This window comes from Nocardia flavorosea NBRC 108225 (assembly GCF_001613385.1).
Taxonomy (GTDB): domain Bacteria; phylum Actinomycetota; class Actinomycetes; order Mycobacteriales; family Mycobacteriaceae; genus Nocardia; species Nocardia flavorosea.
The window spans coordinates 142,597-155,799 of record NZ_BDCG01000019.1 but is presented as its reverse complement, the minus strand read 5'-3'; the positions used below and the strand labels follow the sequence as shown (position 1 = coordinate 155,799).

Annotated in this window: 8 protein-coding genes and 1 pseudogene; all 9 read right to left on the bottom strand. The window is 66.6% G+C overall.

Annotated features, from left to right (window positions below; all coding sequences use genetic code 11):
• Window positions 1–48: 48 nt before the first annotated feature.
• On the bottom strand, window positions 49–1,416 hold the full coding sequence (locus NFL01S_RS26000) for a UbiD family decarboxylase (RefSeq protein WP_168433940.1): 1,368 nt from the start codon (window positions 1,414–1,416) through the stop codon (window positions 49–51).
• An 11-nt stretch (window positions 1,417–1,427) separates the two neighbouring features.
• Window positions 1,428–2,189 carry an ABC transporter ATP-binding protein gene (locus NFL01S_RS25995; RefSeq protein WP_062978924.1) on the bottom strand — a complete coding sequence of 254 codons (762 nt, stop codon included), beginning with the start codon at window positions 2,187–2,189 and terminating at the stop codon, window positions 1,428–1,430.
• Window positions 2,182–3,084 carry an ABC transporter permease gene (locus NFL01S_RS25990; protein WP_062978923.1) on the bottom strand — a complete coding sequence of 301 codons (903 nt, stop codon included), beginning with the start codon at window positions 3,082–3,084 and terminating at the stop codon, window positions 2,182–2,184. The genes NFL01S_RS25995 and NFL01S_RS25990 overlap by 8 nt, the downstream gene beginning before the upstream one ends.
• Window positions 3,081–4,082: an ABC transporter substrate-binding protein gene (locus NFL01S_RS25985; protein ID WP_168433939.1), complete on the bottom strand. Its 1,002-nt coding sequence runs from the start codon at window positions 4,080–4,082 to the stop codon at window positions 3,081–3,083. The genes NFL01S_RS25990 and NFL01S_RS25985 overlap by 4 nt, the downstream gene beginning before the upstream one ends.
• Window positions 4,083–4,248: 166 nt before the next feature.
• Entirely contained in the window at window positions 4,249–5,805 is a 1,557-nt protein-coding gene (locus tag NFL01S_RS25980; protein ID WP_084493257.1) for a PucR family transcriptional regulator, read from the bottom strand.
• A gap of 677 nt (window positions 5,806–6,482) precedes the next feature.
• The gene (gene gabT / locus NFL01S_RS25975; protein WP_062978920.1) at window positions 6,483–7,853 is read right to left on the bottom strand and encodes a 4-aminobutyrate--2-oxoglutarate transaminase; all 1,371 of its coding nucleotides are present in this window, start codon (window positions 7,851–7,853) and stop codon (window positions 6,483–6,485) included.
• Between the two features lie 201 nt (window positions 7,854–8,054).
• Complete coding sequence (locus tag NFL01S_RS25970) at window positions 8,055–10,094, bottom strand: heavy metal translocating P-type ATPase (RefSeq protein ID WP_062978919.1); 2,040 nt, start codon at window positions 10,092–10,094, stop codon at window positions 8,055–8,057.
• 610 nt (window positions 10,095–10,704) lie between these two features.
• Window positions 10,705–11,999 (bottom strand): annotated as a pseudogene (locus tag NFL01S_RS25960) (MFS transporter).
• Window positions 11,996–13,123, bottom strand: coding sequence for a PLP-dependent cysteine synthase family protein (locus tag NFL01S_RS25955; RefSeq protein ID WP_062978917.1), 1,128 nt, complete (start codon window positions 13,121–13,123; stop codon window positions 11,996–11,998). The pseudogene NFL01S_RS25960 and the gene NFL01S_RS25955 overlap by 4 nt, the downstream one beginning before the upstream one ends.
• Window positions 13,124–13,203: the final 80 nt, after the last annotated feature.

Sequence of the window (13,203 nt, the reverse complement as noted above, 5' to 3'; positions counted from 1 at the left end):
TCGGCACACCCGGTCTGTCTAGGGAGTCGGCGGTTCGGCCGTGCCGGCTCAGTCGATGAGCCAGTCGGCGAGGTCGATCTGCGCGGCGCCGGGTATCTCCGCCCGCGCATCGGTCGAGGTGTGGGCGAGCGGCGCCGTGGCATCCATACCCATGCGGGTGGTGGTGCCCGCCGCCGTCAGCAGCTTGTCCACCGGGTTGCCCTTGCCGCCGGTGATGACAACGAGGTCCTCGTCAGCTCGGAACCAGGTGGCGACGGCGCGTTCCACGGCCACCTGATCGAACGGGTCGACGTCATGGTCGACGACGACGACCAGTTTGACGTCGCGGTGGGCCGCGAAAGCGGCGACGATCGCGTCCTTGCCGTCGCCCTCGTGCTGTTTGTCGACGGAGACGATGACATGGAACTTGTGCAGGCCACCCTGGGTAACGTTGATCGCCCGGACTCCGGCGATGCCGCCGCGCACAGCGGTCAGCATCGCCGGTTCATTCGGCAGCCCCATCAGCAGCAACTGTTCGGTGGAGCCAGAGATCAGTCCCTGATAGACCGGATCGTGGCGATGGGTTATCGCCACGATCCGGACCACATGGCGGGGGGTCACCCCTTTGTAGTACCCGGCGAACTCCGCGAACGGACCCTCATCTGCCCGTTCGTGGGCGGGAACATATCCCTCCAGGACTATCTCTGCGTGCGCCGGCACCAGCAGATCGTTGGTGATACCACGCACGAGTTCCTCACCGCGGCCGCGCAAGCCGCCGGCTATCCCGTATTCGTCGAAACCGAACGGCACCGCCGAGCCCGAGGTGCCGGCGGCGAACCGCAGCGGCGTATCCACGCCCAGCACGATTGATACCGGCATCGGCCGGTCCATCGCCTCGTACGCCTCGTAGATGCGGTGCAGGTGGCGCGGCACGATCACCATTCGCAGCTCCCGCGGGCCCTTCACCTGCATCCGGTGGTAAGACAGGTTCCGCTCACCGGTCTGCGGATGCACCGCAGTCACGATCCCAGAAGTGAGATACGGGCCACCGTCGTGTTCGAAATGGGTGAGGATCGGCAGCTCGGTCAGATCGGCATCGCCGCCGATCCGCACGTTCTCGTGTACCGACCCCGCGTCGACCTCGACCGGCCGAATCGGGTCGATCAGGGCCCGCGCGTACCGTTCGGTGAGCGCCCCGGCCGCGACGCCGAGCGCCGCGGCCACCCGGCCCCGGGTTCCGTCGGTGCCGATCACTACCCGCCCGGAATGCTCTCCGACGTCGGTGAACAGCAGCGCGGGACCGTTCTCTACATCGCAGCGCTGCGCGACCGCGGCCAGTTCGTGGACCGGCGAGACCGGACGCTCGACCGTCCTGAGCGCACCGAGATCGCGCAATCTAGCGATCTGTTCCCGAAGTGAACCGACTGCGGTGTTCAAGGCGCCGGGGCTCATAGCGCCGCGCGGTCGCGTTCGCCGACACCGAGCAGGCCCATGACCCGCCCGTACACCGATTCGACCGCGGGATCGGTGAGGCTGCGTGGATGCTCGGCGTCGATTGCGATATGGTCGAGCACCCGCCCAGGCCGCGCCGACAGCACGATCACGGACGTCGCAAGCGTTATCGCCTCCATAACATTGTGGGTGACGAATACGATCGTCGAGCGCCGCTTCAGCCACAGATCCCTCAGGAAGGCTCGCTGCTTACGTGCGGTCATCTCGTCCAATGCCGAGAACGGTTCGTCCATCAGCAGCATGGCCGGTTCGGTGGCCAGGGCCCGCGCGATCGAAACCCGTTGCTGCATACCGCCGGACAACGCCGCGGGGTAGAAGCCGCCGTAGTCGGACAGTCCCGCCGCCGCGAGATAGTCGGCGATATCACGTTGAAAAGGTGTGCGCCGGCCTTCCGCCCGCGCGGCCCGGGTGATCCCCAGATTCTGTTCGACGGTGCGCCAGGGCAGCAGCCGAGCCCGCTGGAAGACGAACCCGATCTCATCCGGTGACGGTGCGTCGAGCAGGCCGCTGGTGGGGTTCTGCAGGCCGGACAGGATGTTCAGCAGCGTCGACTTACCGCTGCCCGAGGGTCCGAGCACGGCCACGAACTCGCCGTCGCCCACCGAGAACGAGATATCGTCGAGTACCTGTAACGAGTCCCCGCCGGCAATATCGAAACTCTTGCAGACCTTGTCGAAGGTGATGATGGGCTCAGACATTCTCGTCTCCGTCCTCGATCACGGTATTCCGGTTGCCGGACCTGCCCATCGGCCGCTCGCGCCAGAGGAAAGCGCGGTGTTCCAGAGGACGCAGCACGATGTACTCGAACAACGCCACGAAGATCATGAAGCCGACCGTCCAGGCGATCACGGAGGTCAGGTCGTACAGCTGGAACGCGCGGTTGACCTGGTAACCCACGCCGTCGGACAGCCCCAGCAGCTCGATCATCACCACGTACTTCCAGCACACACCGAAGGCCTGCCGGGCCGCAGTAATGGCCGGACCGGCCAGCTGCGGCAGGATGACGTGCCGGAACTGGGTGACCCGGGAGTATCCGAAGACCTGCGACATCTCCTGGAGGTCGGTATCGAGCCGTTTGGTGCCCTGCCAGAAGTTCACCGCGATCATCGGGATGGCGAGATAACCGATGGCGACTATCGCACTGGACTCCTTCAGCCCCAGGGCGATCAGGATGATCATCGCGATGAAAATGCCCGGCTGCGACATACCGGTCACGATGAACAGCTCGAAGAACGATTCACCCTTACGCGAACGCCCCATGGCCGTACCGATCACGAACGCCGCAATGTAGGCGATGGCGAATCCGCCGAGCACCCTCCGCACGGTGAGCAACATCTGTTCGTAGAACTGACTGCCGGTCAGCAATTCGAACAGGGCGGCGAAGGTCTCGGTGACGCTGGGCAGGACATCGCCCAGCACGGTCGCACTGCCGATGGTCCACAGGATCAGTACCGTCATCAGAAACGCCAGCCGGAAAACGGTGGACGAGCCGGCGATCCGTACGGTGAGCGACGGTTTCGCCTCGGCGTCGGTCACTCTCGTTCGTTCGGTGCGTACCCCGGCCGGTTTCGGCGCGGTGGACAGGCCGCTCACGACTGCGCCTCTTCGTCGGCGGCCAGCACCAGAGTGGTCACATCGTGGTCACCGTGCAGCAGTCCGAGCTGCTTGGCGAGATCCAGTTCTTCCTGCGCCGCCGCCAGATTCTCACCGGTGTAGCCGAGCAGCAGCAGCGGGGCGAACCGCTCGAACAGCAGCGTGGTGCCCTCTGGTGCGGGCAGATTCACCGCATCGGCGTTGGCCTCGTAGACGGACGCGTCGGTTTTCGCGATCTCGGTCGCCCGTGCGGCCAGGCGCTGGATGAGGTCCGGGTCGTTGGCCTGCAGCCAATCCTTACGCGCCGCCCAGTTCTGGGACGGTACGAGCGCGCGGCCCTTGTCCTGCCAGTAGTTCGAAGTGTGGAATACTTCGCGGTAACCACCCTCGTACAGCATTCGGGTGGTGTTCGGCTCGTACTGGGTGATCGCCTTCATCTCACCGGTGTCGAGCAGACCCTGCAGCAGACCGCCGGAGTCGGCGAGCATCAGCCGGTAGTCCTGCTCCATATCGATGCCCATATCCCCGAGCACGAAGTACGATTCCGCGAAAACGCTCACCGTCCGGTGCAGCGAAGCCACCGGCTCGCCCTTCAGATCCTCGGCGGATCGATACGGCGAACCCTCTTTCACCAGCATCGAACTGTTGGCTGCCCAGGTAGGCGCGACCCCCACGACTTCATGTCCCTGTTCGCGGGCCGCGGCCAGGTTCACCATGCTCATGAAGCCCATATCGATATCACCGTTGGTCAGGGCGATCTGCGCTGTCTTCTGCGCCATCGGCTTGTACTCGACCTCCACGCCGAGTTCCGAACCGGCCTGTTCGATCGCCTCCACCATGAGCGCGGCGATCCCGATATCCGAACCGCCCACAACGACCTTGGGCCCATCGGATTCCGAACCCGAGGCTCCGCAGGCAGTAAGCGCAAGGGCCGCCACTACGCCGATGCCGAGTATTCGCACTCTTCGCCCGGCGGTAGTCTTTCGCTGAGGTTTCATGTGTGGGCCCTTCCTGACCGGTTGACCTGTTCCCACGTTTCTCGCCCCGGATACGAGGAGACGACACGGCGTCGTCGGCGGATCTCCGCAGAGAGCGAGAGTTCGACCGCGGTTCCGTGGCGTTGGGCCACCGGTTACCGTCGATGGGTCAACCATAAGAGGGGGGTCACACGGCACGGACACTCCCGAATGGACAATTTCGCATCCGATCCATCGCCTGTTCGGATAGTTGCGGATAGCGTTGCAGTGCCGCGAACCAGACTTCGGCACGGAGCGTCGGATCGGACAGCGGCTTACCCAGCAGACGTTCCAACCGGCGGATCCGGGCACGCAGGGTATGCCGGTGGACGCCGAGCAGTTCTGCGGTGGGCTCCACTTGGCCGTTGAGCCCCAGCCAGGCGATCAGGGTCCGGCACAGATCTCCGGCGCGCTGCCCGTCGGCCACTTCGATCGGCGCGAAAATGCTGGCCGCGATATCTCCCTCGTCGGCGGCCACCAGCATCGCGGAGTAGGTGGGACCGATCCGGCCCCCGACCTCGAGCACGCCCATATCGGTCGCGGCGGCGGCGGTGGCGGCGCGATCGGCCTGTTTGAGTGCCCGCTCGGCGTGTTCGATACCGGGTGCGACCACGATGCCTACGGCGTGTCTACTGGCGTTGACCAGAGTGCGCTCGATCGCGTCGGCGTCGAGATGGCGTTCGTTCATGAACATCGCAAGCCGGCTCTTGTACCGCGCGACCAGTACATTGGACCGGTATGCCTCGACATCGCCACGCACCGTATCGATTTCCGTCTTGGGCACATGGATCACGGCAACCGCGATCCGGCCGGAGGCCAACGGGTCACCGAGCAGTACGGTGAGCTGATCGGCCGACAGCAAGCGATGGTCCAGAATCATCACCAGCGAGTCGATCCGCCGGCGTTCGGCGAGCTTGCGTGTGGTCTCCAGCTCCAGCTCGAAACCCAGCACATCGGCGGCGATCGAGCCGAGCCGGTCACGCTGCCCGGGTAGTTCCGGCAGCCCGCCGGCCACCAGTGTCCCGAGGTGGCGGGAACGCCCGCCCAGCGGCAGTATCTCGATCCGTTCGCCGTTCGCGATCACCGAGGCACTGCCGAACGCTCCCGCTTCCCGGGTGCGGGCCAGCACATCACGGATATCGTCGAGCCGGTGGACCGCCCGGCGCGGGGCGACTGTCCGGACGACGCCCACCGGCGAGAGCAGTGCCGCCCAGGAGGCGCCCTGCTTGGCGAGCGAATCGATCAGACCTTCGGCACCACCCCGTAGCGCTGCCCGGGTGAGGGCCTCGCGCAGCCGGTTGTCGCGGGCCTCTACCGTGTGAGTGCGTTCGGCGATCACATCCGCCACCGCTTTCGAGATCGCGATGAACGGTGTGGGCGGCGCGATTTCCAGCAGGACGATGCCCCACCGCTGCGCGGCCGCGATCAACTCCCCGGGGACCGCGTCGTGCACCGGGCCCAGTCCGAACCCGAGCGCCACCACCCCCACCTTGGCCAAACGCTGGACATATCCGCCGAAATCACGACCAGCGGGAAACTGCATACCTGTGGTGAGCAGTATTTCCCCACCGTTCAGATAGCGAGTGGGGTCTTCGTGTTCACTGGTCGCCACCCACGACACATCGGTATCGAGCCGTTCCTCCCCGACGAGCACCCGTATCCCGAGCGACCTGTTACCGACAATACTGCGCAGCGTCGAGTCCACCGCTGACCTCCTAGCCTGTCCAGCGAGAATAGCTGCGGGTTTGCAATTGTGTATTTCGTTTAAGTAACCCTATTTCACTTCTGAAATAGCTGATCGCTACCAGAGCTGGTCATACGTTTGGAGCCCGAATTCCGTTCGCTACCCGTTCCCTATAACGGCGAGACCTCGGTGTCCTGTCTCGGTCTCGGACACTTCGCAGCATCCTGCCGTCCCCGACTGTCCGGAATAACACAACGCGCCCGGTTGCCGAAGGCGGGATTCATCCACGGCCCCCTGAGCTGCGAGGGTCCGGAACCAAATGGACCCCGGCGACCCCGGCGGCGGACCCGGGTCCGTGGCCACCGAGGCAATTCGCGGTCCCGCTGATCCAGGGCAGACCATCGGCACCGACCGGAACCGGCCGACGGAGCCGCTGGCCTCGGAACGACATCGGCGACCGACACCGGGTGGCACCGCCTCATGGCCGAACTCATCAACCGGTTACCGGCACCAGTCGGCCGAGGTCGGCGGGTGTATGGACCGGAACCGCCGACGGTCGAGTTTCGCGCGGGCGCGTTCGACCCGGGTGCGCGGCGGCGATATCGGCATGTGCTGGCCGGCCCATCGCTGGGAGCCCGCTGGCCGGCCCATCGCTGGGAGCCCGCTGGCCGGCTGCCGAACGAGCTGCGACGAGTTCGTCATGGTGACGGATATGCGCCCTCGGCGAAACCCGCCCGGAGAATCCCCAGCCCTTCGGCGAGCAGATCGTCGGAGATGGTCAGCGGCGGCAGGAAGCGCAGCACATTCCCATAGGTACCGGCGGTCAACGTGAGCAGGCCGTGCTTCTCGCAGTACCGGACGAGCCCGGACACAGCAGCCGGGTCCGGACTGTTCGTTCCGGGGTGTACGAGTTCGACCGCCACCATCGCGCCCCGGCCACGGACCTCGCCGACCGCGGCATGACCGCGGGCGATATCAGACAACTCGTCCATCATCCTGGCCCCGATAACGCGGGCGCGTTCCAGGAGACCGTCCTGGCGGATCGTATCGAAGACCGCGATCGCCGCCGCGCAGGCAGCGGGATTACCGCTGTAAGTCCCGCCGATTCCGCCCGTCGGCGCCGCGTCCATGATCTCCGCGCGGCCGGTCACCGCGCCCAGCGGCATCCCGCCTGCCAGCCCCTTGGCGGTGACCACGAGATCGGGCACCAGATCCTCGTGTTCCGACGCGAACCAGGCGCCTGTGCGGCCTATTCCGGTCTGTACCTCGTCGGCGACGAAGACGATGCCGCGTTCCCGGCAGAAGTCGGCTACCCGCCGCAGGAACCCTGCCGGAGGCACGATGAATCCACCCTCGCCCTGGATCGGTTCGATGATCAGGCAGGCCACCGCTTCCGCCCCGACCTGTGAATCGACGAGAAGTTCCAGGTGCGCGAACGCTTCGTCGGCGGCGTTCGCCGGCCCGCTCGGCCACCGATACGGGTATGGCAGGGGCGCACGGTAGACCTCGGGTGCGAACGGGCCGAACGCCCGACGGTACGGCCGGTTCTTGGCCGTCATGCTCATCGTCAGCAGCGTTCGACCGTGGAAAGCGTGATCGAAGGTCACCACTGCCGGACGGCCGGTGAAGGCCCGCGCGTACTTGACCGCGTTCTCGATCGCCTCGCTCCCAGTGTTGAACAAAGCGGTCCGCTTCTCGTGCTCGCCCGGGGTAAGCGCATTGAGCTCCTCGGCGACCGCGATATACGGCTCGTACGGCGTTGCCAGGAAACAGGTATGGGTATAGGCCCGCACCTGCTCGGTCACCCGTTCGACCACCCGCGGCGCGGCGTTTCCGACAGTCGTCACCGCAATACCGCTGCCGAAATCGATGAACGAGTTCCCGTCGGCATCCACCACCACTCCGCCGCCCGCAGCCTGCACGTACACCTGCGCACCGCTGACCAAACCCGCTGGGAGAGCGGCCTCCCGGCGCTGCGCGAGCGCACGCGAACGTGGTCCGGGAATCTCGGTCCGGATGTGGCGTACCTGATCTGGTTGTGCCCCATGGGACACCTGAACTGTGGTCATTGCCTACCTCCCAGTCTGGTCAACGCGACTCTAGGAGGCACAACCGGCCCCGCGGACCGTCCGAACCGGCGTGATGCTGTGCCGCTCTTGTACAACTGGGCGAGTTCTCGTGCCCCCCGGGGGGACGGCCGCGTTCGGGTTCGCCTCACCACTGCCCCTAGCAGTCTCGGCGCGCACCAGAAGTCCCGGCAGGTATCGCCGTCATGGGCGCGGACCGGCCAGGCGGGCGGGGTCGAGATCCAGGTTGCGCAGCAGCTGAGCGTTGAGCGCGACGACAATGGTCGACACCGACATGAGCACCGCGGCGACGGCGGGAGAGATCGCGATACCGGCAAAGGCCAGCACACCCGCGGCCAGCGGTACGGCGATGATGTTGTTGTAGGCGGTGGCCCAGAGCAGGTTCTGCCACATTTTCCGGTAACTGGCGTGGGACAGTTCGATGATCGACAGCACCGCGCGAGGGTCGTTCGCGGCGAGGACGACACCGGCGGACTCGATGGCGACATCGGTGCCCGCGCCGATCGCCACCCCGACATCGGCGCGGGCCAGCGCGGGAGCGTCGTTGACACCGTCACCCACCATCGCGACCTTGTGCCCGCGGTTGTGCAGTTCGGTGACCTTCGCATCTTTGTGTTCGGGAAGCACTTCGGCAAATACCTCGTCGATACCGAGGTCGGCGGCGACGGCGTCGGCGACCTGACGGGCATCGCCGGTGATCATCGCGACCTTCACGCCGCGGTCGTGCAAGGCGTCGATGGCGCGGCGGGATTCGTCGCGTATGGCGTCTTCGAGGGCGACGGCGCCGAGCACGCGGTCACCCTGGACGATATGCAGCACCGAGGCGCCGCGTTGTATCCAGCCGCGGGTGACGGTCGTGACATCGTCGGGCACCGGCAACCCGGAATCGGCGAGCATGGCCGGACCGCCGACGGTGACCTCGGTGCCGTCGACACGGGCGCGTACCCCGCGGCCGGGCAGTGAACGGAAATCGCCGGCGGTCAACTGTTCCGGTTCCGGGGCGCGGGTTTCGGCTGCGGCCACTATGGCCCGAGCGAGGGGGTGTTCGCTATCGGCTTCGACGGCCGCGGCGAGCGCGAGCAGATTCTCTTCGCTCGTACCGGCGGTGGCGGTAACCCCCGTGAGCTGATGGCGGCCCTGGGTCAAGGTGCCGGTTTTATCGAACAGCACCACATCGACGGTCCGCATGTGCTCGAGCGCGAGACGATCTTTGACGAGTACCCCGGCTTTCGCCGCCCGTTCGGTGGAGATCGCGATGACCAGTGGGATCGCCAGACCCAAGGCGTGGGGACAGGCGATGACGAGAACGGTTACCGTGCGCACCACCGCCTCGTCGAGGTTGCCGAGCAGCGCCCAGATCGCGAATGTCAGTACACCGGTACCGGCGGCGAAATAGAACAGGAATGCGGCGGCTTTGTCCGCCAGCGCCTGGGCACGGGACGAAGAGGCTTGGGCGTCGGCGACCATGCGCTGGATACCGGCCAGGGCGGTGTCCTCGCCGATCGCGGTGATCCGTACTCGCAGGGCGCTGTCGGTGGCGACGGTGCCGGCGACCACGGTCTCGCCGATATCGCGGCTCACGGTTTTCGACTCACCGGTGATCATCGATTCGTCGACCTCGGCGCGGCCGTCGGTGACCGTGCCGTCGGCGAACACCCGCGCCCCGGCACGCACCAGAACCAGGTCACCGCGGGACAGCTGGGTCAACGGCACTTCGGCGATACCGTCATCGGTTATTTTCTCCGCGGTATCGGGCAGCATCGCGGCCAGCGCGTCGAGCGCCCCGGATGCCGAACCCAGCGCCCGCATCTCCAGCCAGTGTCCCAGCAGCATGATGACGATGAGCAGGGCCAGTTCCCACCAGAAGTCGAGGTCGAACCCGCCGATCCCGAGCGTGGTGATCCAGGAGGCAACGAACGCGACGGTGATCGCCATGGCGATCAGCAGCATCATCCCGGGCCGGCGGGAACGCGGCTCGGTCCAGCCGCCGGTGAGGAACGGCATTCCGCCGTAGACGAAGATCACCGTGCCCAGGACCGGCAGAATCCACGAGACCCCCGGGGAATCCGGCAGCCGGTATCCGAGGAGCTCGGCAACCATATGGCTGGATCCGACAACCGGCACCGACAGGATCAGACAGTCCCAGAACCGGCGGCGGAACATCTCCGCGTGTGCCCCGTGTCCGGCATGCCGATCGTGACCACCGCCGCCACCGGCGTCCATGTGGCCGCCGTGCTCGAAGTGGCTTCCTTGCCCGGAACGGCTGTCCTGCTCGGTACGACTGCCGTGCCGGGAACGGCTTTCATCCCCGGAAGGGAAGTCGTGACCAGACGGCAGGTCGTGACGGTGTCGGCCGATGGGCAGGCCCCGGGTGTCCGGGGCCGGATTCTGTGCGGATGAGCCGTGGCCGTGCCCTGCGGGGTCTGGGCCGGTGTACCGGTACTCGGGATTCGACATCGAGAAGCCTACTGACTGTTCGACCGGAGCCTGCCCGGGGAACCTTCCGCTTCTGCGGGTTGTCGTGATGTCCTCCCACTCATCCTCCACGCCATTGCCGGCGGTAGGTCATCACAGCTCGGAGCACGAGCCGGCCGTGACAGCCGGTCCCGGCAACCCAGCAGCGTGTCTACCCAGTTCGCGGCGGTTGCCGATTGTTCGGGCGCCACGGACGGCCGGCTCGATCACCGGTTCCTGCTCCGCGTGCGCCGAGATCGAGACCTGAGCCGACCGGCACCACGACCACCCGGAAGATTCTCCTGGCCGTGCGGCCGCGGCGGTCTCGGTCGGTTGTCCAGACCTGCCGTGGCCGCGACGGCGGACCCCGCGGCCGCGCTCAACGACGTATCGGACTTGCCGGTTCACGTTCCTGACGAGCGTTACCATCGCGCACACCGTCTCCTGCGGCTCGTTCCGGCTGCGTCCGGTCGAGCCGGTACAACGCCGCGGCCGCCACGACCCCGATGAGGCCGAGCCCGGCCCATACCGCCCGATCGGCACCGGCGGCGCGTGCAGCCCCGATGACCGCTCCGGTGGCGAGGTTGCCGGCCAGAATGCCGATACCCACGATCGTGTTGTAGAAGCCGTAGTGGGTGGCTACCAGTTTGCGGTCTGCGAGCGAGACGACGGTATCCATTTCGAAAGGGAACACCGCGGCGGTTCCGACCGCGAGCACTGCTGTAGCCAGGAGCAATGCGACTATCGCGGCGGCGATGCCGAATCGCCCGGGACCGGGTATCACGAGCAGAGGCAGGAACGCCGCGGCCAGTATTGCCATACCCACCGCCAGACTGCGCCCGGTTCCCCAGCGCGCCCGGAACCACCCGGTGATCCGCAGCTGCCCGGCCACGGCGACCACCCCGGAGACCGCGAACAGCGCCGATACGAGTATTTGCGATTGCGCGCCGGCCAGGTATTCCGCTTGTAGCGGGAGCGCCAGATACACCTGGAACGACAGCACATACGAGCCGACCATCGTCAGCGAGAACAGCAGGAAGCGGCGGTTGGCCGCCACCGCCCGCCAGTCCTGGAGCACCGAGGTCTTTTCGGCGGCCTTCTGCTCACGGCGCGCCGGCAGCGCGAACAGCTGCGCGACGGTCAAGACAGCGAACACGACCGCCGCGGCCGCGGCGGTCACCCGGAAATCCAGGAACATCAATGCCAGGCCCACCAGCGGCCCGGCCAGAATACCGGCTTGGTAGAAGATATTGAACACTGCGAACGCTTCCACCCGCCGTTCCCCGGTGTCGGCCGCCAGATAGGCGCGGACTGCCGGGTTGAACAGCGCCCCCGCGAAACCCGTCGCGGCGGAAGCGATGAGCACCCAGGGCAGCGAGGTGGCGAACACAAGAGGGCGAATCCGCCGGTCCGCAGCAGACAGCCCGCGACGATCAAGGGTTTCTAGCCGAGCCGGTCGGCGAGGGTACCGCCGATCAAGAACATGCCCTGCAGGGAGAAGTTTCGTACCCCGAGTACCAGGCCGACCGCCCAGGCCGCCAAGCCCAGCGGCCCGGCGAGGTAGCCGGCCAGATACGGCATCAACATGTAGAAGCCGAGATTGATGCCGAACTGGTTGATCATCAGCAGCCGGGCGGCGAGGTCGAAGCTGCGGAAGCTCTTCAGTACGGTCATGATGCGGCTCCTCCTGCCCGGTCGGTGGCGTGCGGGTCGACGACGGTGGTGCAGCGGGTCCAGGAGTGCACTACCCGCCGGCCGGGATGCGCGATAATGTCCGGTTCGATCGGCGGATCGGTATCGAGCAGGCCGTGCGCGCGGCAGTAGTCGTCGTTGTAGACGGTGTCGAAGTAGCGCTGCGGGCCGTCGGGGAACACCGCCGCAATCCGGGTGTCCGCCGGCCGAGTACGCGCGACCCATCCCGCGACCAAGGCCACAGCACCTACGCTCCAGCCGCCTGTTGCATAGTGCGTACCGGCCAGCGCCCGGCACGCACACACGGCCTCGGCCGGTGCCACCCAATGCACTTCACGAAAGGACGAGTAGTCGACATTGCGCGGGAAGATACTGGACCCGAGTCCCCGCATGCCCCGCGGACCGGCGGGCTGGCCGAAGATCGTGGAGGCGACAGTATCCACACCGATCAGCTGCAGGTCCGGGTTGGCTCGGCGCAGCACCCGCGCCACACCCGCGGAGTGACCGCCGGTTCCTACGGCGCACACCAGCACATCGACCTCGCCCAGCTGCTGTATCAGCTCCCGCCCGAGTGATTCGTATCCGTCGATATTGTCGGGATTGCTGTACTGGTCGGGGCACCAGGCCCCGGGCTCGGCCGCCATGAGTTCGGTGACCCGATCGCGGCGGGCTTGTTGCCAGCCGCCGCTGGGATGCGGTTCGGCCACCAGTTCGACCCGCGCACCGTACGAGGCGAGCAAGCGATCCACGATCGGCTCGAGTCCCGGATCGGTGACCACCGTGACCGGGTGGTGGTACACCGCTCCCGCAAGCGCCAGCCCCAGTCCGAGAGTGCCGCTGGTGGATTCGATGATCCGGGCTCCCGGTGCCAGGTCTCCGCGTTGTTTCGCGCGCCGGACCATGTGCAGGGCGGGCCGGTCCTTCATCCCGCCCGGATTGAAACCTTCCAGTTTCGCCCAGAAGCCGCGGCCGGCGGGCGCCAGCGGCTCCCCCACCCACAGAACGGGGGTGTTGCCGACCAGCGAACTCGATTCCCGCGCCGGAGCTGGCGGGGTGAGCACGGTCGAGACAGGTTCGGCAGGCGGGCCGAACACGATGTCGTTCATGATTTGTCGCTTTCTGTATCCGATCCGCCACACAGGGCGGTCGTGACGGTGAGCGGGCAGCGAACACCGGCCGACGACGG